Annotated in this window: 35 protein-coding genes; 20 read left to right on the top strand and 15 right to left on the bottom strand. The window is 64.3% G+C overall.

The window, feature by feature from the left end; all coding sequences use genetic code 11:
- Positions 1–66 precede the first annotated feature (66 nt).
- From ACODS2_RS14305 to ACODS2_RS14245, 13 genes are all read right to left on the bottom strand, one after another.
- Entirely contained in the window at positions 67–537 is a 471-nt protein-coding gene (locus ACODS2_RS14305) for a zinc-finger-containing protein (RefSeq protein WP_488999435.1), read from the bottom strand.
- Positions 534–734: a hypothetical protein gene (locus tag ACODS2_RS14300; RefSeq protein WP_488999434.1), complete on the bottom strand. Its 201-nt coding sequence runs from the start codon at positions 732–734 to the stop codon at positions 534–536. The genes ACODS2_RS14305 and ACODS2_RS14300 overlap by 4 nt, the downstream gene beginning before the upstream one ends.
- The gene (locus tag ACODS2_RS14295; RefSeq protein WP_488999433.1) at positions 731–1,024 is read right to left on the bottom strand and encodes an acyl carrier protein; all 294 of its coding nucleotides are present in this window, start codon (positions 1,022–1,024) and stop codon (positions 731–733) included. The genes ACODS2_RS14300 and ACODS2_RS14295 overlap by 4 nt, the downstream gene beginning before the upstream one ends.
- Positions 1,025–1,027: 3 nt before the next feature.
- Positions 1,028–2,038, bottom strand: a complete 1,011-nt coding sequence (locus ACODS2_RS14290; protein ID WP_488999432.1) for a RecT family recombinase — start codon at positions 2,036–2,038, stop codon at positions 1,028–1,030.
- A gap of 28 nt (positions 2,039–2,066) precedes the next feature.
- Complete coding sequence (locus tag ACODS2_RS14285) at positions 2,067–2,363, bottom strand: hypothetical protein (protein WP_488999431.1); 297 nt, start codon at positions 2,361–2,363, stop codon at positions 2,067–2,069.
- A 44-nt stretch (positions 2,364–2,407) separates the two neighbouring features.
- The gene (locus ACODS2_RS14280) at positions 2,408–3,217 is read right to left on the bottom strand and encodes a hypothetical protein (RefSeq protein WP_488999430.1); all 810 of its coding nucleotides are present in this window, start codon (positions 3,215–3,217) and stop codon (positions 2,408–2,410) included.
- Between the two features lie 17 nt (positions 3,218–3,234).
- Positions 3,235–3,633, bottom strand: a complete 399-nt coding sequence (locus tag ACODS2_RS14275; RefSeq protein WP_488999429.1) for a hypothetical protein — start codon at positions 3,631–3,633, stop codon at positions 3,235–3,237.
- Positions 3,623–3,865, bottom strand: a complete 243-nt coding sequence (locus ACODS2_RS14270) for a hypothetical protein (protein ID WP_488999428.1) — start codon at positions 3,863–3,865, stop codon at positions 3,623–3,625. The genes ACODS2_RS14275 and ACODS2_RS14270 overlap by 11 nt, the downstream gene beginning before the upstream one ends.
- Positions 3,862–4,038 (bottom strand): hypothetical protein, encoded by a 177-nt coding sequence (locus ACODS2_RS14265; protein WP_488999427.1) that lies wholly within the window; start codon positions 4,036–4,038, stop codon positions 3,862–3,864. The genes ACODS2_RS14270 and ACODS2_RS14265 overlap by 4 nt, the downstream gene beginning before the upstream one ends.
- Entirely contained in the window at positions 4,035–4,490 is a 456-nt protein-coding gene (locus ACODS2_RS14260) for a hypothetical protein (protein WP_488999426.1), read from the bottom strand. Before ACODS2_RS14260 ends, ACODS2_RS14265 begins: the two co-directional genes overlap by 4 nt.
- On the bottom strand, positions 4,490–4,693 hold the full coding sequence (locus ACODS2_RS14255; RefSeq protein ID WP_488999425.1) for a hypothetical protein: 204 nt from the start codon (positions 4,691–4,693) through the stop codon (positions 4,490–4,492). The genes ACODS2_RS14260 and ACODS2_RS14255 overlap by 1 nt, the downstream gene beginning before the upstream one ends.
- Positions 4,693–5,013: a hypothetical protein gene (locus ACODS2_RS14250; RefSeq protein ID WP_488999424.1), complete on the bottom strand. Its 321-nt coding sequence runs from the start codon at positions 5,011–5,013 to the stop codon at positions 4,693–4,695. The genes ACODS2_RS14255 and ACODS2_RS14250 overlap by 1 nt, the downstream gene beginning before the upstream one ends.
- A gap of 106 nt (positions 5,014–5,119) precedes the next feature.
- Positions 5,120–5,860, bottom strand: a complete 741-nt coding sequence (locus tag ACODS2_RS14245; protein ID WP_488999423.1) for a hypothetical protein — start codon at positions 5,858–5,860, stop codon at positions 5,120–5,122.
- A gap of 99 nt (positions 5,861–5,959) precedes the next feature.
- Here ACODS2_RS14245 and ACODS2_RS14240 point away from each other — a divergent pair, with 99 nt between their 5' ends.
- Positions 5,960–6,226: a hypothetical protein gene (locus ACODS2_RS14240; RefSeq protein ID WP_488999422.1), complete on the top strand. Its 267-nt coding sequence runs from the start codon at positions 5,960–5,962 to the stop codon at positions 6,224–6,226.
- Positions 6,227–6,313: 87 nt separating this feature from the next.
- Here ACODS2_RS14240 and ACODS2_RS14235 read toward each other — a convergent pair whose 3' ends face one another.
- The gene (locus tag ACODS2_RS14235; RefSeq protein WP_488999421.1) at positions 6,314–6,538 is read right to left on the bottom strand and encodes a hypothetical protein; all 225 of its coding nucleotides are present in this window, start codon (positions 6,536–6,538) and stop codon (positions 6,314–6,316) included.
- Between the two features lie 128 nt (positions 6,539–6,666).
- Between ACODS2_RS14235 and ACODS2_RS14230 the strand changes: the two genes are divergently transcribed.
- The gene (locus ACODS2_RS14230) at positions 6,667–6,843 is read left to right on the top strand and encodes a hypothetical protein (RefSeq protein WP_488999420.1); all 177 of its coding nucleotides are present in this window, start codon (positions 6,667–6,669) and stop codon (positions 6,841–6,843) included.
- On the opposite strand, the gene ACODS2_RS14225 is transcribed toward ACODS2_RS14230, so the two are convergent.
- A complete protein-coding gene (locus ACODS2_RS14225) occupies positions 6,836–7,021 on the bottom strand; it encodes a hypothetical protein (protein WP_488999419.1) in 186 nt (61 codons plus the stop codon). The two genes, ACODS2_RS14230 and ACODS2_RS14225, sit on opposite strands and share 8 nt — an antisense overlap.
- Positions 7,022–7,104: 83 nt before the next feature.
- Here ACODS2_RS14225 and ACODS2_RS14220 point away from each other — a divergent pair, with 83 nt between their 5' ends.
- The 18 genes from ACODS2_RS14220 (at position 7,105) to ACODS2_RS14135 (ending at position 19,410) form a co-directional block, all read left to right on the top strand.
- Positions 7,105–7,311 carry a hypothetical protein gene (locus ACODS2_RS14220; protein ID WP_488999418.1) on the top strand — a complete coding sequence of 69 codons (207 nt, stop codon included), beginning with the start codon at positions 7,105–7,107 and terminating at the stop codon, positions 7,309–7,311.
- The gene (locus tag ACODS2_RS14215) at positions 7,304–7,774 is read left to right on the top strand and encodes a hypothetical protein (protein ID WP_488999417.1); all 471 of its coding nucleotides are present in this window, start codon (positions 7,304–7,306) and stop codon (positions 7,772–7,774) included. Before ACODS2_RS14220 ends, ACODS2_RS14215 begins: the two co-directional genes overlap by 8 nt.
- Positions 7,771–8,112, top strand: coding sequence for a winged helix-turn-helix domain-containing protein (locus ACODS2_RS14210; protein WP_488999416.1), 342 nt, complete (start codon positions 7,771–7,773; stop codon positions 8,110–8,112). Before ACODS2_RS14215 ends, ACODS2_RS14210 begins: the two co-directional genes overlap by 4 nt.
- The gene (locus ACODS2_RS14205) at positions 8,109–8,765 is read left to right on the top strand and encodes a hypothetical protein (RefSeq protein WP_488999415.1); all 657 of its coding nucleotides are present in this window, start codon (positions 8,109–8,111) and stop codon (positions 8,763–8,765) included. The genes ACODS2_RS14210 and ACODS2_RS14205 overlap by 4 nt, the downstream gene beginning before the upstream one ends.
- Complete coding sequence (locus ACODS2_RS14200) at positions 8,765–9,010, top strand: hypothetical protein (RefSeq protein ID WP_488999414.1); 246 nt, start codon at positions 8,765–8,767, stop codon at positions 9,008–9,010. The genes ACODS2_RS14205 and ACODS2_RS14200 overlap by 1 nt, the downstream gene beginning before the upstream one ends.
- Positions 9,007–9,651 carry a hypothetical protein gene (locus ACODS2_RS14195; RefSeq protein ID WP_488999413.1) on the top strand — a complete coding sequence of 215 codons (645 nt, stop codon included), beginning with the start codon at positions 9,007–9,009 and terminating at the stop codon, positions 9,649–9,651. The genes ACODS2_RS14200 and ACODS2_RS14195 overlap by 4 nt, the downstream gene beginning before the upstream one ends.
- Positions 9,652–9,754: 103 nt before the next feature.
- Complete coding sequence (locus tag ACODS2_RS14190) at positions 9,755–10,420, top strand: hypothetical protein (protein WP_488999412.1); 666 nt, start codon at positions 9,755–9,757, stop codon at positions 10,418–10,420.
- Positions 10,421–10,489: 69 nt separating this feature from the next.
- Positions 10,490–11,074 carry a hypothetical protein gene (locus tag ACODS2_RS14185; RefSeq protein WP_488999411.1) on the top strand — a complete coding sequence of 195 codons (585 nt, stop codon included), beginning with the start codon at positions 10,490–10,492 and terminating at the stop codon, positions 11,072–11,074.
- Positions 11,071–11,301, top strand: a complete 231-nt coding sequence (locus tag ACODS2_RS14180) for a hypothetical protein (RefSeq protein ID WP_488999410.1) — start codon at positions 11,071–11,073, stop codon at positions 11,299–11,301. The genes ACODS2_RS14185 and ACODS2_RS14180 overlap by 4 nt, the downstream gene beginning before the upstream one ends.
- Complete coding sequence (locus ACODS2_RS14175; protein ID WP_488999409.1) at positions 11,298–11,474, top strand: hypothetical protein; 177 nt, start codon at positions 11,298–11,300, stop codon at positions 11,472–11,474. Before ACODS2_RS14180 ends, ACODS2_RS14175 begins: the two co-directional genes overlap by 4 nt.
- A complete protein-coding gene (locus tag ACODS2_RS14170; protein WP_488999408.1) occupies positions 11,471–12,883 on the top strand; it encodes a replicative DNA helicase in 1,413 nt (470 codons plus the stop codon). The genes ACODS2_RS14175 and ACODS2_RS14170 overlap by 4 nt, the downstream gene beginning before the upstream one ends.
- The gene (locus ACODS2_RS14165) at positions 12,880–13,914 is read left to right on the top strand and encodes a hypothetical protein (protein ID WP_488999407.1); all 1,035 of its coding nucleotides are present in this window, start codon (positions 12,880–12,882) and stop codon (positions 13,912–13,914) included. Before ACODS2_RS14170 ends, ACODS2_RS14165 begins: the two co-directional genes overlap by 4 nt.
- Positions 13,911–14,105, top strand: coding sequence for a hypothetical protein (locus tag ACODS2_RS14160; protein WP_488999406.1), 195 nt, complete (start codon positions 13,911–13,913; stop codon positions 14,103–14,105). Before ACODS2_RS14165 ends, ACODS2_RS14160 begins: the two co-directional genes overlap by 4 nt.
- 169 nt (positions 14,106–14,274) lie before the next feature.
- Positions 14,275–14,847, top strand: coding sequence for a hypothetical protein (locus ACODS2_RS14155; protein ID WP_488999405.1), 573 nt, complete (start codon positions 14,275–14,277; stop codon positions 14,845–14,847).
- A gap of 233 nt (positions 14,848–15,080) precedes the next feature.
- Positions 15,081–15,809, top strand: a complete 729-nt coding sequence (locus ACODS2_RS14150) for a terminase small subunit (protein ID WP_488999404.1) — start codon at positions 15,081–15,083, stop codon at positions 15,807–15,809.
- Positions 15,787–17,271 (top strand): hypothetical protein, encoded by a 1,485-nt coding sequence (locus ACODS2_RS14145; protein ID WP_488999403.1) that lies wholly within the window; start codon positions 15,787–15,789, stop codon positions 17,269–17,271. Before ACODS2_RS14150 ends, ACODS2_RS14145 begins: the two co-directional genes overlap by 23 nt.
- The gene (locus tag ACODS2_RS14140; RefSeq protein WP_488999402.1) at positions 17,268–18,758 is read left to right on the top strand and encodes a DUF1073 domain-containing protein; all 1,491 of its coding nucleotides are present in this window, start codon (positions 17,268–17,270) and stop codon (positions 18,756–18,758) included. The genes ACODS2_RS14145 and ACODS2_RS14140 overlap by 4 nt, the downstream gene beginning before the upstream one ends.
- Positions 18,682–19,410: a phage head morphogenesis protein gene (locus tag ACODS2_RS14135; RefSeq protein WP_488999401.1), complete on the top strand. Its 729-nt coding sequence runs from the start codon at positions 18,682–18,684 to the stop codon at positions 19,408–19,410. Before ACODS2_RS14140 ends, ACODS2_RS14135 begins: the two co-directional genes overlap by 77 nt.
- The last annotated feature ends 7 nt before the right edge of the window (positions 19,411–19,417 follow it).

The raw sequence follows: 19,417 nt of genomic DNA, 5'->3' as shown, positions 1-19,417 counted from the left end.
TGGCCCTCGGCGTCGAGGATTTCGCACTCGGGCGGGAGCGAGCCTGGGTTTCCGAGGTACGGCACATCAGGCGGCCTCTCGCGCCCGGCAAAGCTCGACGACGCGCCACGCCTGTTCGGCGGTCATCATACCGATGTGGCAGTCCTTCCGGCTGAGCCCCATCTGCGCGGCCAGCCACTTGTAGCCGCGGCCACGCGCGACGCTCTGCTTGAGGCCGGAGAGCCGCATCCGCTTGCGCCACATGGGATCGAACGCAGCGTGCGCCGCTTCGCGCGCCCGGCGTGTCTCGGGACCGCAGGGTGTGCCAAGCGGGTTGATCGTACCTTGGTGAGTTCCAACGTAGGCGCCGCAGTTCTCACAGCGCCACCACCAGCGGTCGACGCCATCCTTCTGCCAGAGCTCAGGCCGGTGCGGGTAAATCACCGCACCGGCGACCAGCTCAACGACGCTCGCGCCCTGACCGGTGCATTCACCGCATGCCGGCGCAACCTTGCGCAACGCTTCGGGCGTGAAATCGCGAGGATCAACCTGGATCATCGCGCCTGCTCCGCCCGGAGCTTTGCGACCTCGTGCCTAAGCGCCCAGCCCTGATCGTTCTCGCCTGCGTTGTAGCGCTTTGCTTCGGCGTCCTGCCCGCGCGCTGCGACGCGCGCGGCGCAGTTGGCCCGCGCCGCCGCCATCAAGTCAGCTGGAGCCTCCAACGTCGGCGTGGGCTTGATGGCACCCGCGCTCACGCCGAAACCTTCGCCAGCTTGCGGTCGACCAGCTCGACCAACTCGGACAGCGCATGCGGAGCCGTGACGCCGTTGTCGGTGACAAACGGGTTCGCCTCGTCGTCGCTGATCTCAATGCCGAACTCTTCCTCGATCGCCATGATCAGCTCGACCAGGTCGAGGCTGTCGAGCTTGAGATCGGCGATCAGGTTGACCTTCATCGGCTCCGGAAAGTCGCGCAGATCGGCGCCGAAATGCTCCTTGATCAGGGTGGGGAGACGATCGGCGGTGGTGAGTGCGGTGCTGGCCATGGGTCAGGCCTTCCCGCCGCGCAGGCGCTTGGCGCAGCCGTCGCGTTCGTCGCTCACCGCCGCGTAGGCGTCGTCAACGAAGTAGCCCTTCACCTCATCGAAGCGCTTGTTCAGGTCGATGATGGTGGTGGCCGACTGCAGGTATTCGAGAGCCTGGTCGAGCGTGGGGCGATCTTCGGCGCCGTTCGCCGCCGTGCCGTCATGCTGGTCGCCGTGCTCGTAGTCGGCGCGGCCTTCGCCGGCATCGAGCTCGCGCGCGGTTTCCTCGTCGACTTCGGTCATGCCGGTGCGAGGATCGCGCGGGAGCACCTCACCGGTCTGCGGGTTGTGCTGGTCGATGATCTGCGCGCTGGCGCTCTGCTCAATCGCACCGGTGAAAGTGGGCATGACGAGCGTCGAAGTTTGCCGCACTTCACCGCCGTCAGTATCGTCGACGCCCTCGATGCCCGCCGTGATCCCGAAGGCAAGACGCACCGCCTGACAGGTGCAGCGCACATCGAGCATGTGGCGCGGCTTCTGCTTCCACGGGTCGGTGTTCATCTTGAATTCGTCGAGATAGACCATCTTCTTGGTCGGCCGGGTGCGGTCCTTGCGATAGATGATTCCCTCGACCGCCTTGATCTCGCCGTTCTCGTCCTCGATGTGCTCGTATTCGATGCCATCGAACTGCGGGTGGCGGTTCATGATCTTGATCCAGCCATCGTAGGCCACCATGGGCACCACGCCGCCGCCGCGCTTCGGGAACGCGTAGATTTCCTTGGTGAGCGGGTTGAGCTCGTACTCATTCGCCACCATCACGCAGACCATGAATTCTTCGTAGCTGGTGCAGCTGGCGAAGGCCGTCTTCGCCAGAGTGTCCTGCAGCTTCTGGGGATCAAGCGCGAGGCGAGCGGCAAGCGATTCCAGCGCGCTCATGGGCTTGGGGCGCTGCGTTTCGCGCGCAGTAACCGCGCGCAGGCGGCTCTCTTCAATCTGCGCATCGGCACGCTGGACGGCTTGGCTACGGGCGTTCATGTTCATTTTCTCCGGTTGAAATGAGGGATCAGAAGTCGGCTTCGTCGCCGAGAAGGTCGCCGATCATGTCTGCGGTCGCGGGCGCGGCGGCAGCCGCAGGCCGGTCTGCCGCTTCGGCGTCCGGGTTGTAGATCCCGAGGATCGGCTTGCAGGCGAAGGACGGCGCTTCGCTGGTGACCTCGTCGACCCAGACGCGCTTCCATGCGGTCGGGTCGCGGTTGTCAGCGACCTTGACGACATCGCCCTTCTGGAGCGGCTCGCCATCCCACTGGTAGGTATAGGTCCGGGTGTCGGACGGGCGGAACTTGCACTTCACGTACTGCATGGCGGTATTCCTGCTTTGTTCGCTGGCTGGATGGTTGGCGCGGCTCAGCGGACGCTGGCGCGCGCGTGGTCGGTGATGGTGACGCCGGGAATTGCGACCTGGCCCTTGGTCGCCTTCACGAACCGCTGGATCGCCTTGTCGATCGCCTCGCGCACCGACGCGTCGTCCTTCACCTTCCTGAAGGCTTTGGCGTAGTCGGTGACCTGCGAGCGCCATTCGATCCCCGAGGAAATCGTCGCGCCGTCGGTGCGGACCGGACCGGCAAGCGGTGCGGGGGCGGCGAGCGGCGGAGGCGGCGGCGCTTCAGGGAGAACGTCGGCGCTGATGCCGTTCTCGCGCAGCACTTCGGCAGCCTTCCGGCGCTCCTCTTCCTGCCGCTGCAGTTCGGCCTGACGCTCCAGCTCGGCCTCGCGCTGCTTCTTGCGTTCGGCTTCAAGGTAGCTGTCCATCTGGGCCTGCACCCGGTCGCGGGCTGCCTTGATCCGCCCGAGAAGCGCATTGCGCTCGGCATCGACCATACGGCCGCCCTGCAGGTAAGGAGCCTTGACGACGGTGTGCGTGGCATCGACGTGCTGCTCCATCGCGCGGAGCTTCTTCGCCAGCTTGCCGCACCGCTCGTAGGTGTCCTGATCGACGCAATTGGCCCGATCGGCTTCGCCGGTCTGATAGTCCTCGCTGTTGCGATCGCCGGCACCGCAACGGTTGTCGACCAGCACTAGAAAGTCGGGGTGCTCGGCCGTCAGCTGCTCGCGGAATTCGAGCGGAATCAATTCTTCGAGCGGCGGCTTGTTGTGATCGCGCGGCGCCGGGGCAATTGCCTCGTCCTCGAGCTTGCGTGCAGTAGTGATGCCCATGGCAAATGGCTCCTCGGCTAGAAAAGTTGGGGGTCGTTTGTGGAAAGGGGGTCGATCCGCTTGCGCGGGTCGGCGTAGGCGCTGCACGGCGCGTGCTGCGCGGCCCAGTGTTGGCGAGCGCAGTATGTGCGGTACTCATCCTCGGAGATCGGATCGCCGGCGCAGGTCGGCCAGACGCAATCGAGATCGATCATCTCGCCGTTGAAAAGCGCCTGCCAGCGCCAGGAGCGATCGAGTTCCTCACCGGTGACCGGATCCAGCGGGGCACCGTACCAAATGCGCACGCCGCCGAAGACGGAACCCGAGCGAAGGCGAAACCGATAGTAGCCCTCGGCAGGCCGGGTGACGTCGACCGCGCCGGCCACCGCAACGGGGCACACGGGCAGCTCAGCATAGGGGACGGCATCATTCCGCATCGGACGATGCCCCGTTATCGAAACCGGCCTCGACGGCTTCGATGTGGGAGGGGCGCGCACCGTGCGGGATCGGCGAGGCTGCGCGGGGGAGAGAGAACAGGCGCTTCCACCATGGGCGGCGGGCGGCGCGGAGCCGGGCCCATTCCTCCATGGTGGGGGCACCGCCGCGCACGGGCGGGAATGCGGTCCCGGCGCGGCTCTGGTGGATGAGGATGTAGGAGGCCCGGCTCACGACACGACCCACCCGATGAAGGCTAGAACGATGGTGATGGCTGCGAGGCCCGCGATGGTCGCGCCTACGCCGATCGCGAGGCCCATCATCGGGCCAATGCGGCTCGGCTCCAGGCCGGCGGCGACGCGCGTTTCCTGCTCTTCGCGGTGCAGGCGCTTGTAGGTATCGATCATGCTGCGAGCCCTCCTGCAGCGAGGAGATCAGGGCACAGACCATGCTTCTCGCCGGTGCGATCGGCGTCGGACCACTGCCACGGCGCGACCGGCTCAAGCGGTGCGTAGACCTGCATCGTGAACAGGAACTTCGCCTCGCAGAAGCCGACGAATACGCGCGGCCCGCCATCGTAGCTGTCGCGGTAGAAGCCCTTGCTCGTGGACTTGGTGACCGCGTAGTGATGCTGGTACCGGCGCGCGCCCTTGGTCTGCTCGATCACGAAGAAGGTCTTGTGCGAGCAGTTGGGCTTGGCCAGATCGACCGCTTCCGCGAGCGTGGTGGCAGCGGCGACATCAAGCGCGGTGCCGTTGTCGCGCCATGCCCGAAACGTCTCGGGCTGCATCGGTCGAAGGCGCTGGGCGCGGATCGCGTCGGCAGTGCAAGCTGCCTCGGTGCGGGCTGCGGAGGCCATCACGCGGCGCTCCGGAGAGCAGCGAGCGCGGTTTGGACTTCGCGGTCGTGGTCAAGGCGACCGTCGCGGAGCATGCCGCTGTAAGTGACGATCTGGTCAGCCCAATCGGCAAGGGTCCGGTAGGGCGTCGGGTTCTTCATCGACAAGCGGACGTACTGGTCCGCCGCGATGTCGCGGGCGCGCTGGATGAGACTTTTGGCCATCACGCGGCCACCTTCGCAGCGCCGACGTGCTGGAACACGCGCGTCGAGACCCGCTCGCCATCGGTATCAAGGCCAGCGATGCGGACCTCGCGGATGCGGTCCCACGGCGTGACCTCGCGGGCGTTGTAGAAGAACACCACGACGCCATCGGCATCGACGCCGCGAAGGTCGCAGTCGATCATGTGCTCGGCGCGGGCGTAAATATCGACCGCGACGTTCTGGCGAGGATAGCCCTCGGGGCTGCGCGGCGGGTTGAGCTTGTAGCCAGCGAACGGCGCGAGGATCGCGATCAGTTCAGCGGTGGTGACAGGGGTTGCCATCGGAAGTCTCCAAACTGGCCACTTCTTCGTCCCGGAGGAGATCGGCGGCTGTTGGAGACAGCATTAGTGCGGGTCGCTGCCCGCGTCAATCGCAAAATGCGGGATGCTACCCGCTACTAGGAACCGGACGTGTGATTCGCCGACGAAGTGGCAAGTAGGCGTCGATAACAATGCACTTCACCCGAATCTCATCGTCTATGACGGGGTCGAATGCTTCATTCTCGTCGTATGGTCGGCCAAGAAATATGGGTTCTTGAAACTCTGGAAGGCTAGATTCACAGAGCAGTTCCCAGTCGCCGTTGCGCCGTTGGTTTAACCGTTTGCAGGTCACCTGATAGAGGTCGCCGCGCTTTTGCTCGACAATGACATAATCCCCACTTTCTGGGGGGAAGTCAGATCGGAGCACATCTACGCAACGTAGAATTGTACCGGGAGGAAGCGTCCGATCCATCGACCGCCCCTCAACAACAAAGCCAAGCTCTCCGGTCCCACTCAGGCCGTCCACTCGAATCTGATACCAGTCATCAGGATGCCAATTGGCTTGCTCGCGCCAGACGCCAGCTACAACCGCACCGGAGACGGTAAGCCACGCTTCCGCCTGCGTTGCGATTACACCACCCGTCACATAGTTGCTCACGTCCTGATCAATAGCCTCAGCCAATGAAGCGACGGTCGCGTAGGTCGGCATTCGTTTATCGACCCGAAACAGGTCGCGGATCACATCAGGGTTTCGACCGGCGCTGGCAGCGAGTGAAAGCCCGCGTCTGGTCTCATCGGGGTTCTTCTCCAGCCATGCGAGTACGTCGCGGCGGAGCTTGGGAACGTCGATATGAACAGGCTTTTGCATGCCTGCCATTGTCGGCCAGCGGGCAACGTCCCGCAATAAAGGGACGCATCCCGCATTTTGAGTTGACGTGCGGGTAGCTACCCGCGATAAGATCGCGCCATGGAAAGTCACCCGCTCCTCGCCGACGTTCTGGCGTTCGTCGAGACCCATGGTCTCAAGGAAAGCACCTTCGGACGGCTCGCCGTCAATGATTGGGCATTCATCCGCGATTTGCGCGGAGACAACGGTCGTCCTCGCCGCATCTGGCCCGAGACGGAGCAGAGGGTTCGTCGCTTCATGGCAACGTATCGACCTGATGCACCGGCGCCGCGCAGCGAGAAGCCGACGCCGAGCGACACCCCCGCCTCACCCCAGCAGGCGGCCTGAGCGATGGGGCAAATCCCCACCACCATCCGCGTGCCAAGCCTCGAAGCCATGGCTGCGTCGATCCGCGATTTTGCGGTCCTTGTTCCGTCAGAGACGGCGGCGGAAAGCCTCCAAGGCAGCGCGCGCCTTTTCTTCGAGCGCCTTGTATCCAGCGATGAGCCCTTCGATCTCGTCTGCAGTGAGGCGCCGGCTGGATCCGCAGTGATCGCAGGTAATGTCCACCGTCTCGAGCACCACCCCGCCGATGGGTACCTCGAACTGTTCGCCGCATTTGCCGCACTGCACGGAAATGATTGCGCCATCATCAGCCATGGTTGGCCTGTCCTTTCTCCTGTCTCGGGTCGCACCGACAGGATGACCGAAGCTGGGGGCAAGTCAATTGCCCCCAGCGGAGGGTGCTGAGCGATGGCGCCCTCCCTCCCCACCGAAAGGAACGACTCATGCGCTCGATTGAAGAGCAGAACGTCGCGCTCGAATGCCTCAAGCTGGCGCACAATCCGGAAGCCCGGGTTGAGGACGTCGTTCAGCGGGCGGCGACATTTTACGCTTTCGTCGCGGGGCAGGACGTGGACGACGCCAGGCGCAAGCTGGACGCCGTCCGAGATGCAGTCAGCTAAGGCCGCTAATGTCATAAGACGAGCCAACTGCGGCTTTTCGGCATGCGACGTAGAGCTTGAGCTTGGTTTCAAGCGTCTCGCCCCCGTGCAGGGTGCGAAGAACGTCCCACAGCTGAAATGCCACGGCGGCAGTCGAGTTATCGGGCATGCTGGTGACGCGGATATCCTGAGTGGACATGCAGTTTCTCCTGTTGGTGTCGAGAACCGCAGGATGACCGAAGCCGGCGGGGCCAACAACCCTGCCGGCGGAGGGTTTTCCGCATGATCGACGACGAGAGCCTCGCCGGATCGTGGGCAGAAGCGCTCACCTATCCCCACAGCATCACTGTGTCCGAATTCCGCGCCCCTGACACCCAAACGCTCGGCGCGGCACCTGACCGGGACAGTGCGGCTTGCCCAAAGCCCAAAGGCTGGCGCGCCGTGCTGTCCCGGATTTTTTCGCGTTTCCATGGAGAGACAGATGCCTGACAAGGCGTTGCAAAACAGCCTCTTCGACGCGCCGAGCGCGGGCAAAATTGCGGAAGTTGTCCGTGACATCATCCGCGCGGTGAAGCTCGACAACGGTCCGCTGAACAACGCTCAGCTCGGTGTCGTGATCGGCGGTGTCTCGTCGGATACAATCGACCGGCTGGAAGGCGGAATGACGGCCAAGGTTCCGGCCTCTGTCATCAGCGGCATCGCGGCGAAGTTCGGTCCGCAATATGTGCAGCCCTACTTCGAGCTGTTCGGCTGCCGCGCGGTACCGATCGCCGCCATCGATATCGTCGAGGCCCTCCCGGCTGTGACGGCTCTGGCTGCCAAGCTCGCCGCCATCGCGGCAGATGGGATCAATCACCGGACGATCGCGACATTCCTGCCGGAGCTGCGCGCCGCTGATGCGGCGATTACCGGCCTGCGCGCCGCAGGTGCGAAGATGGGGCTCGCAGCGTGAACGCCCCTGCCTTCTGCCCGTGCTGCGGGTACAATTTCCGCGAGGACGAGGTTGTCGAGCGCGACGGCTTCAAGATCGATCCGCGGGCGGCGACGGTGCTTTACGAGGGCAAGCGGCTTCGTATGGCAGCCACACCTGCTCGTATCATGCATGCCCTTGCCGCGTCGAACCGGGCGGTACGGGGCGAGGCCTTGCTTGCGCGTGTCAGCGCGAGCGAGGACCTGAATACGCTGGCAGTGCAGGTCCATAGAGCCCGCGATGCTTGCGCAGAGATTAGCGCGCCTTGCCCGATCGCCACCCAGCGCGGCGTCGGCTACGTCTGGCAGGTGGCTGCATGATGGCGCGCCCCCAGTACAAGCCTGTCGACAACGCCGCGCTCCGTCACGCCGATTTCCGCGACTACACCGCGATGCTCCGCGGATCTGCCAAGCTGCGCGACAGCATCCTGGTCGCGCGCGGACTGGGGCCGATCGGGCTGCCGCACATCAACGACAACGTGAAGCGGGCGCCGCTACAGGCCTCTCCGTTCAAGTGCGACTGCGTTGATTGCGGTACCCCGCTTAACAACCGCAAGCACAAGACCGGGCGCTGCCTCAAGTGCGTTCAGGCTCACCTGCGCCCGGCGCGAAGGAAGTGCGCGGTGTGCCAGGTTCCGCTGAACCGTAAGAACAGGTCGGGCCGGTGCACAGAGCATCGCAGGCCGAAGGAGCACGCACCGCAGCTCAACGATACGGTCCGCATGATGCTGGCGAAGATCGCACCGAAATTCGAACTGACCAGCGCCGACATCATCGGCCAGTCGAGACTACCTGCCGCAGTCGAAGCACGCTGCGTGATCGCCGTAGCACTGCGTCGCCGGGGCTTGTCCCTGCACAAGATAGGCATCCGGCTTGGCCGCGAGCACAGCTCGATAAAGCATCTGATCGCCAACTTTTCGAAATACGCCGACCGCAATCCGGTCGTAGCGCACGCGTTGGAGGCGCTGGCGTGATGGCAGATCCCATCGAATCCGCTTATCGCACCTCGATGCGGCTGGGCAGCGAGGCCCCTCGCGATCGCATCCTCGACTTTCTGGACCGTCGGGCCGAGCGCGAAACCCGTGTGCGCGAGCGCAATGATGCTGCGCGCCGGGCGATCGCTGCCGGCTGGCCAAAGTCGGAAGTCATGGACCGCTATGGCCTGTCCGACACCGCATACGAGCAGCTCGCCGGGCAAGTGCGGGGAGGCACGCAATGAGCGGCCAGAACCGGTCTTCGGCCGTCATGCAGCAGCGCAGCGAGCCCCACGACAGCCTCGATGACTTTCCGACGCCGCCTTGGGCCACGCGGGCACTGTGCGAATGGCTGCGCTCGAACTGGTGCTGGGAGCCGGACGACTGGCAGGAGTTCACCTGCCGCGAACCCGCTGCGAACCGCGGACACATGGCGCGCCCGCTGGCCGAGTATTTCGGCACCGTCGAGGCTGCGGACGTTCACGATTATGGCGCGGGCTATCCGGTGGTTGACTATCTGTGGGGCCCGGTGCCGCCAATGGTCGACTGGACGATCACCAATCCGCCGTTCCGCCTTGCCGAGCAGTTCATCGCGCGCGCGGCGGCCAGCAGCCGCCATGGCTTTGCGATGATCGCGCGCACGGCGTTTCTGGAAGGGAAGGCGCGATACGAGAGCCTGTTCAAGGTCAATCCGCCTAGCTTCGTGCTGCAGTTTGCCGAGCGGGTGGTGATGCACAAGGGGCGGCTCGCGCCCGAGGGCAGCACGGCAACGGCCTATGCCTGGCTGGTCTGGATCGATGGCGAAGAACTGACGCGGTTCGACTGGATTGCGCCTTGCCGAAAACGCCTTGAGCGCCCCGGCGACTATCCGGAGGCACTGACATGAACCTCTTCCGCCGCCGCGCGCCCACCCCTGCAGATGCTGGCCGCGCCCGACTGATGCGCGAGCAAATGGGCTTGCCCCCGTCGCCGCTGCTGGAGCCGCGCGGATGATCGGCGGCAGTCAGCAGGCCCGCATCCTGCGCCGCGCATTGCGACTGGGATGGAGCATCGAGGCAGCAGCCGAAGAGTCAGGCATGTCGCTGGCCGAAGCCCGGCTTCAGCAGCGCGATGAAGAGCTCAATCCGCCGCCGGCAGAGGCGTTCGAACTCCTGCCAATCCCTTCCACCACCCAAGCAAAGGAGGCCGCTGTGGCCAGACCGAAGAAAGAGTCCGATACCGGAGCGCCCGATGACGGCGGCGTCTACAATGCCCCCAACGCCGCCGAGGCGATCAAGATTTACCGCAACGAGATCGCGCCCCGCAAAGCGTTCATCTCGGAAAAGAGCGGTGACCTGTCCGACCCGTACAAGCGGATCAAGGAAGACTGCAACTTCCCGCGCAAGGTCATCGATTTCCTGTTCTTCCTCGAAGGCTGCGAGGATGCCAAGCGCGATCATTTCCTGACCGCCCTGCATCAGGGCCTGACTGAGATGAACTTCAAGCGCCCCACCGACTTGCTCACGCTCGCGTCGGGCCAAGCCGGTGGCGATGTCGTCCCGGGCGGCGGCAAGGCCGACAAGCCCCGCATGGCGACGCTGCAGCCCCACACCGCCGGCGACGATGACCTCGCGCTCGCCGGCGGCACCGAGCCGACCAGCCTGCAGCTGAACTGAAGAGACGGGGGGCGGCGTTCCAAGCGCCGCCTCTGCCGCGCGGAGAGAGCCGAAGTGAGCGGAATCCCAATGATCGCGCTCGATTTATCGAAGCGCTCCACAGGCTGGGCTGTCTGGATGGGCGACGACACCGCGCCGCGCTTCGGCTCGTGGGAGCTTGGCTCCGAATATACCGGGCGCGGCCAGACCTACGCCAAGCTCCATGCCAACCTGCTCGATCTACGTGCGGTGTCGCGGTTCGAAGCGCTCTACTTTGAAGAGCCGCTGAACCCGAATAAACTCAAGGGGCACACCAACATCGATACGCTGCGGGTGCTGTCCGGCCTCGCCGCCCACGCCGAGAGCTTCGGCCACGCCATGGGTTTGCGCATTGTCCAGGGCATCAACATCGATTCATGGCGTCCCGCCTTCATCGGCCGCATCAACTCCTCGGAGGCCAAGCGCAAGGCTAAGGCCGCCGGCAAGAGCGCCACGGACAGCCTCAAATCGCTGACCATGGAGCGTTGCCGCCAGCTCGGGTTCCACCCGCGAACGACCGATGAGGCTGATGCGCTTGGCATCCTCGACTACTGCGTCTCGATGCGCGGTGTCGTCCCGCCCTGGCGCGCTGATGAGGTCTTGCAGCCGATGCTTGGCGGGGGTGGCCGCCGATGATCGATGACGATGACGATGCCCCGGCGCGCTGCTGTCCAGACGAGGAGCGTATCCATGCCGTGGTCACGCGCGAGGGACAGCGCACCTTTGACGTCCATCGCCACAAGGGCTTGCTCCGCGGCTATGTCATGGGTGCCGATCGCAAGCGGCTTGTGCACTGGCTGCGTAACGGCCGCCTCACCCGCGCGACGGAAACATCCCTCGACCTGAAAAGGATTGCGGAATGAGTGCGCCGGCGCGGCTGACCGATGAGGAACGAGCGACCCTCGCGTTCGAAGTGCACGCCGCGTTGCTGCGGACCGAAGCCTTGAACCCGAAGCTCAAGAACAACCCCCTCTGGCTGATCCTGCGCCAGGACAGCTTCGAGGAATTCTACGTCGCCATGGACAAGATTGCATGAATTCGGGGATCGCCACCATTTCGAGGATGCAGACGCCTATCGAGCTTCCGCCGGCCGCGATCGTCAACGTCGAGGCCGAGGCGACGCTGCTCGGCGCAATGATGATGGATGCGCTCCTCATTGATCGCATCGCTGATCGAGTCAAACCAGATGACTTCTCCATCGCGCTGCACAGCCATCTGTTTGAGGTCATTGTGCGCGAGGCCGCTCTCGGTCGGGGCACATCACCCGTCGCCATCAAGGGGTACTTCGACGGTGACCCGCAGCTCGAGCAGCTTGGGGGCCCCGCTTACCTTGCTCGCCTCACCGGCAATCCTGTGGCGATGGTCAGCGACGTGCGGGATCTCGCCCGCCAGATCACGGACCTTGCCGATCGGCGCCGCATGCGCTCCGGTCTCATCGAGGCCGTCGAGGCGTGCGCGGACCTTGGCACCAGCTTGCCGGAGATCAGCACGCTTGCCGACGCAGCAGTCACCGCGCGCGCTGAGAGCAGTGTCGTCGAGGCGGACGCGGCCGAGTGCGTCGATGCCTGGCTCGCCGAGCTTGATGCCGATGTCACCGGCGTCAGCTGCCACATCATCCCGAACGTCGACGAGTTGCTCGGCCAGCTCAGACCCAAGAGCCTCAATATCGTCGCCGGGCGACCCGGCATGGGTAAGACCGCCTTCGCCTGCTCCTACGCCCGCGGCGCCGCCTCCCGTGGTCATGGCACCCTGTTCGTCAGCCTCGAGATGTCGAAGGAGGATCTGATCGGACGTATGATATCGGACAGCCTGTTCGACCACGAGAGCTGCCGTATCCCCTACTCGGTGCTGCAGCGCCGGCGGCTCAACAACTGGGAGCGGGAACGGGTTGCTGAGGCGGGTTCGCTGCTGTCCCGCATCCCTCTCACCGTCGTCGATGCCGGCACACTTGCGATTGGGCGCCTCCAAACGCTGGTGCGCCGTCACAAGCGGCGCATGGCCGCGCGCGGTCACCCGCTGGACCTTGTCATCGTCGACTACCTGCAGCTGCTCCATCCCGACACCAAGATGAAGGACGCCTATCAGGCGACCTCCGAGGTCTCCAAACGGCTGAAGGCCATCGCCAAGGACGAGGACGTCGCCATCATGGCGCTGGCCCAGCTGAGCCGCAGCGTCGAACAGAGGCAGGACAAGCGCCCACAGCTTTCCGACCTGCGCGACAGCGGCCAGATCGAGCAGGATGCCGACGTTGTGCTCTTCCTGCTCCGGGAGGAATACTACCTCGCCCAGACCGAGCCGCAGAACGACCCCGAGGCGCACGAGCGCTGGGAAGACCGCATGGAGCGCATCCGCGGCGTTCTCGAATTCATCCTCGCCAAGCGTCGCAACGGGACAACCGGGATCGCGCGCGGGCGGTTCTTTGCACCCTACCAGGCCGTGAGATGACCATGACAGATCTACCCGACCCCCTCACCCCGGCCGACTGCGATCTGCGTGATTTCGAGTTCATGCCGCTGCATGTTGCCCGTCTGCGCGATAGCGATCTCGCTGCCGAGGAAGACCCTGAGGCATGCTGGTATGCGGTGCTGCTGTGGGCGGCATCGTGGCATCAGGTGCCTGCTGCAAGCCTTCCGGACAACGATGCGGTGCTCTGCAAGCTGATCGGTCTGGGCCGCGATTTGAAGACGTTTCGGAAGCATCGCGGAGGTTCGCTGCGCGGTTTTGTGAAATGTTCCGACGGAAGGCTGTATCATCCCGTTGTAGCAGAGCGCGCCATGACATCATGGATGCGCAAGCTCGATCAGCGCTGGAAGACCGAATGCGCGCGGGTGAGAAAGCACAATCAGCGCCACAGCACTGAATTGATTCAGCCCGCTTTTTCCGATTTTGTTGCTAGTGACTTCCCCCTGTCTGTCCCATTCCTGTCTCTGGGACAGAGCGAAGTTGTCCCAAGGGACAGTGATAGCCTGTCTCATGGGACGTCACACAAAAAAGGCTGTGACATTGGCTCCAAGGGAGAGGGAGAGGGAGAGGGAGAATATACGGTATCTAGCGATACCGGCGACGCTGGCGAAAATCGTTCGCAGGACAAACCCCCACCGGAACAACCCCGGAGCGAGCCAAGCCATCCCCCCGACCCCAACCGCGCCCTGTGGCTGAACGGCGTCGCGCTGCTCGGCGAGACGGCGCGCCCCCAGATCGCGAGGTGGATCAAGACCCACGGATCCGAGATCGTGGCGGAAGCGTTTGACCGCGCCCTCGTCGCCAAGCCGGAGCGGCCAGCGGGGTACATCCAGTCCATCCTCACCCGATTGGCGCAGGAGGCGAGCCAGCGCGCCGAGGAGCAGCGGCAGGCAGATGCCCTGTTCGACGCCCGGTACCCGCCGCGCCAGATGTCCGAGTTTGAAGCTCGCGCCCTGATGCCACCGGAGGATTTCCAACGCTGGCAGGCTCGCCAGATCGGGGCGCAGGCATGAACTTGACCCGCACCAGCCTTACACCATTCGCGAGGTCGATGCGCGATCCGGACCCTGCCGGTGCTCGCCGCGCCGCGCAGGAGCTCTACGACGAGCACGGGATCGTGGTCATCTTTCCGAACGACGTCGCCAAGGTCGACGCGATGTGGATCGAAGCCATCGGCAAGCGGCTCTACGGCCGCCGACGATGATCCGCTGACCTGTCAACGAAACTCAACAACCAAGCCGCCTGGGTCTCTACGGCGCTCGGGTCACCACCAAGGGGGAAAAATGCAGCCTCGGACGTTCAGCCGCAAACGAGATCCTCGGGTCAAGCGCCGGGACGAAACACATGCCCAGTGGCAGGCTCGTATGGATGCGATGAGCGATTTCGAGCGGGAAACCGGCGAGCCGATCATCACGCCGGAGGCTGAGGCGCACGGCGAGTTCGACGATGTTTTCGTGCCCGACGAAGGTGGTCATCTCACCAAGACCAAGCGCCGGCGATCGGCGTCATCGATGGCGAGGATGCACGAGAACGGACAGATCACCGCCGACCAGCACGCCGCTGCCATGGAGATCGCGCTGGTTGCCGAGCTCATCGAGCGGAGCGTGTCGGTTCGCGGAGCCAGCCTTGAAGCCCGGGTGGATAGTTCAGGTTCGGGCCGGGATGTTCTGGTCGAGCGCCTGGCTATCGTCAGGCTCGAGCGTGCCTATTCGGATTGGCGCCGCTTTCTGCCGATGCCGCGGCGCATGGTGATCGATATGGTGCTCGCCGATCGAGACCTCTTCGCGACTGCCCGAGTGTTCCGGGTCAGTTGGCCAACCGCGCGCAAACGGCTGATCGCGGCCCTTGATCGCTGGATCGATATCCGGGAGCGGACATGGCGGAATGTGGACGAGCGGGACGTGCTCCAGCGGTATGCGATGATCGGTTGCGGGGTGCTCTTGTGATTTGCTCTTGCGGAGGTGAGTGGGAACGGGCATAAATGTCGGCGCACGAACTATGCCCGGAGCTGGAAACAGCGTCCGGGCTTCGTTGTTTTCAGGCCACGCAAAGCGCGGAAATCCTACGTTTCCGCCCATCGAAGGGAGGTGATCCTGTCCACCGATCCTGAGCGTGGCCGTCATCGCCGATGCAGGGTCGAAAATAATTTTTCGGGCCTCCGGCGGAAAGGTCTTCAACCATGGCCCTCACGCCCAAACAGCAGGCGTTCGTCAACGAGTACCTGATCGACCTATGCGGCTCAAAAGCTGCCACCCGCGCCGGCTACAGCGCCAAATCAGCCCGCCGGATCGCGGTAGAGCTGCTCGAAAAGACCGAGATCCAGGCCGCCATCAAGCTGGCAATGGAGCAGCGCTCCGAGCGGACCGAGATCACGGCGGACATGGTGTTGCAACATTGGTACGACCTCGCCACTGCAGACCCGAACGAGCTGGTGCAGTACCGCCGCCACGCCTGTCGACACTGCCATGGCAAGGATCACGCCTATCAGTGGCGCGATATCGGCGAGTTCGAGGAAGCAGCGGCCAAGGCGACGCAGAACAAGCGGGCGCTTCCCACCGACGAAGGTGGGTACGGGTACACCACACATGCGGCCCCCGCCCCGCACTGCCCGCGCTGCGATGGTGACGGCGTCGAGCGGACATTCTTCGCCGACAGCCGCCGCCTCAGCGCCAAGGGGAAAGCGCTCTACGCTGGCATCAAGCAAGGCCGCGACGGACTCGAGGTGCTGATGCACGATCGCGAGAAGGCCTGGGACAGCGTCGCGCGCCACCTCGGCATGTTCAAGGATCGCCTTGAGCTGACCGGCAAGGATGGCGGCCCGGTCGAAATCAACAGCACCGGCGGCGTCTCCGGACTTCTGGCTGCTGCAAGGCAGGCCGCAGAAGATGCTGACCGAAGCCCAGCTTGATGAGTATCAGCAGCTTCGGGGAATCTGGCGCAAGAACAACGTCCTCTACGCCAAGCAACGCCTTGGTCTGAACCCCACCACGCAGCAGACCCAGCTGCTTGAAGCGATCCAGCCTGACGGTGCCAAAGTCAGCGCCCGCGCCGGACACGGCGTCGGCAAATCCGGCTCGGTCTCCGCCGCGATCTGGTGGATGCTCGAATGTTTCGACTATCCGAAGATCCCCTGCACCGCGCCGAGTGCCAGCCAGCTGCGCGACGTTCTGTGGTCAGAGCTTGGGAAATGGGCGCGCAAGTCCGATGCGCTGAGCCGCGCGAACGGTCTGCCGCCCGAACTCTGGCTTTCGAACCTGTTCACGATCAACCAAGACAGGATCGCTGACAAGGGCTCGCCGGATCAGTGGTTCGCGGTGGCGCGGACCGCGCGGAAAGAGAACCCGGACGCCCTGCAGGGGTTCCACGCCAGCGGCATCCTGATCAGTCAGGACGGCTCGTCGATCGAGGAGATCGAGGACGACGGTCAGATCATGTTCGTTGTCGAAGAAGCGAGCGGCGTCGACGACAAGATTTTCGAAGTGGCTGAAGGCGCGCTGTCCTCGCACGGCGCGCGGCTGCTCATGGTCGGAAACCCGACCCGCAATACCGGGTATTTTTCCCGCTCGCACAAACAGGACCGGGCCGACTTCACCGCCCTGCACTTCCGCTGCGCCGACAGCCCGCTGGTCGATCCGACCTACCGCGAGCGCCTCGTCCGCAAGTTCGGCGAAGGCTCGAACGTTGTCCGCGTTCGCGCCGACGGCGACTTCCCGAAGCAGGACGATGACACCCTCATCGCGCTTGAGGATGCCGAAACCGCAATTGCCCGGAACGAACCGGCCAAGCCCGGCATGGAGCGACGGCTCGGTGTCGACGTCGCCCGCTTCGGTGATGACCGGACCGTGTTTATCCTGCGCGTCGGCAACGTCATTGAGAAGTGCGAGATCAGGTCCAAGCAGGACACGATGACCACAGCCGGCCAGGCCAAGCTCTTTCGGGAGCAGTGGGGCGCTGACAAGATCTACGTCGATGCCAACGGCCTGGGCGCCGGCGTCGCGGATCGGCTCATCGAGATGGGTGAGCCAGTTGTCGCAGTCATGGTGTCGGAGTCAGCCCCGGAACGCACGCAATGGGACTTGGTCGATGGCCAAGCGTTCAAGCTGCGCGATTACCTCTGGCTTGAAGTCGCCCAGTGGGTGCGAACCGAGGAGCCGAGCTTTGGGGCCCTTCCGCGCGAAATCGCCGAGGACCTCGCTGGTGAGCTGACTTCGCCTCGATACCGCATCGACAGTTCCGGCCGGATCGTGGTCGAAGGCAAGGCTGACATGAAGAAGCGCGGCCTGCGCTCGCCGGACATCGCCGACTCGCTCGGCCTGACCTTCGCCCCTGACGGGTTCGACCTCAACACCTACATCAAGGCCTACGCATGAGCCGACGATCTCAGCGCCGTGCCCGTGGCCGCGCCGCCGCCGCGCGGCCGCAGATGGACCGGGCGACCGCAGACAGCTTTCAGAACATGCAGGCTCGCCTCGGCGTCGGTACCGGCAACATGAGCGACAGCAACACCTACGCGTTGTCGAACCTGCTCACTCGGCAGCCGCGCACGCTGGAGGCGATGTACCGCGGTTCGTGGGTGGTCGGCGCCGTGGTCGATGCCGTGGCCGAGGACATGACGCGCGAGGGCGTCGATTTCGGCTCAACGATCAAGCCCGACGCTATCGAGTTGATGCGCGCTGCCGAGGATGATCTACAGATCTGGCAGTCGCTGCAGGAAACCATCCAGTGGGGCCGGCTTTACGGCGGCGCGATCGGCGTGATCGCGATCGATGGCCAGGACATGGCGACGCCGCTCCGTGTCGAGACGATTGATCGCGACCAATTTCTCGGTGTGGTGCCGCTCGGCCGCTGGGAATTGCTGCCGATCACCACCGACGTCGTATCGACCGACGGCAAAATTGTTGGCCGCCCCGAATTGTACAAGGTTGGCCCACAAGCCTCCGCGTTTTCGATGCAGGACATCCATCACTCGCGCGTGATCCGGATCGAAGGCGTCAAACTGCCGTACTTCCAGCGCCTCGCCGAATCGGGGTGGGGCATGTCGGTGGTCGAGCGTATGTATGACCGCCTCGTGGCCTACGATAGCGCCAGTCAGGGATCGGCGCAGCTGATCTACAAGGCCTACCTGCGTACGCTAAAGATCAAAGGGCTGCGGAGCATTCTCGCCGCAGGCGGTGCGGCGCAAACCGCGGTTGAAAAGCATGTCGAGGCTATCCGCAAGTTCCAGTCCAGCGAGGGCCTGACCCTGCTCGATGCCGACGATGATTTCGAGACCCACACCTACTCGTTCGCGGGATTGAACGATCTGCTGCTCGGCTTTGGTCAGCAATTGTCCGGCGCGACGCAGATCCCGCTCGTCCGCCTCTTCGGTCAGTCGCCAGCGGGGCTGAACAGCACCGGCGAGAGCGACCTGCGCAACTACTACGATGCCATCAAAGCCAAGCAGCAGAAGGACCTGCGAGAGCCGGTCAACAAGCTCTCGACGATCCTTTACCGCTCAGCCGTCGGGGGTAACCCGCCAGAAGGCTTCCGGGCAGAGTTCAACCCGCTCTGGCAGATGTCCGACACCGAAAAGGGCGCACTGGCAAAGACCATTGTTGAAGCCGTTGGAACCGCCTCGGAACTGGGGCTGATCAGCGCGCCATCGGCAATGCGCGAGCTCAGGCAGTCGGCCGAACAGACCGGTGTGTTCTCGAACATCACCGACGAGGAAATCAAGGAGGCTGAACTTGCGCCCCCTCGCCCGACCGAGCTTGATCCCGACTTGCAGCCGGACAGCGGTGATGGACCGGGCCAGGGCGTCGCGCCGACTGGTCCAGACGACGAAGGTGGAGCGGCAGTACGCGAGCCAGCTGCGTAAGATCGCGACGCATATCGGCGAACTCGTCGCCACGGTCTGGACGCCGGATGACCCGGCGGTTGCTGACCGGATCGGGCAGGCGCTGGAGCGCTATGCCCAGATCATCGAGCCATGGGCCCGTGTGGTCGGGCGACGGATGGTCGAGGAAATCGATTCGCGGGACCGGCGCGCCTGGCGGGAAGTGTCGGCGGAAATGTCCCGCATCATGCAGGTGCAGCTCGATGCAAGCGACGTCGGCCAGCTGACACAGCAGCGGCTCGCCGATCAGGTCAGGCTGATCACCAGCCTGCCCCGCGATGCCGCTGAGCGGGTGCAAAAGCTGACCCTTGAGGGCCTGACACAGGGCACCCGGGCAAAGGACATCGCGTCCGAGATCATGCGATCGGGCGACGTGGCGAAGAGCCGCGCCAACCTGATTGCCCGGACCGAGGTAGCCCGCACCTCGACCGAGTTCACGAGGGCCCGTGCCGAGGATATCGGCTCGACCCACTTCATCTGGCGCACCTCGCGCGACAGTGATGTGCGGCAAAGCCACAAGCCTCTCGAAGGCAAAACGTTCCGCTGGGACGAACCGCCCGAGTGCGATCCGGGTCACCACGCGCTGCCAGGCGCGATCTGGAATTGCCGCTGCTACCCTGAACCCGTGTTCTGAGGCGACG

The sequence above is a fragment of the Novosphingobium sp. FG137 genome, from assembly GCF_057809735.1.
This window is presented reverse-complemented; position numbering and strand designations above follow the sequence as displayed.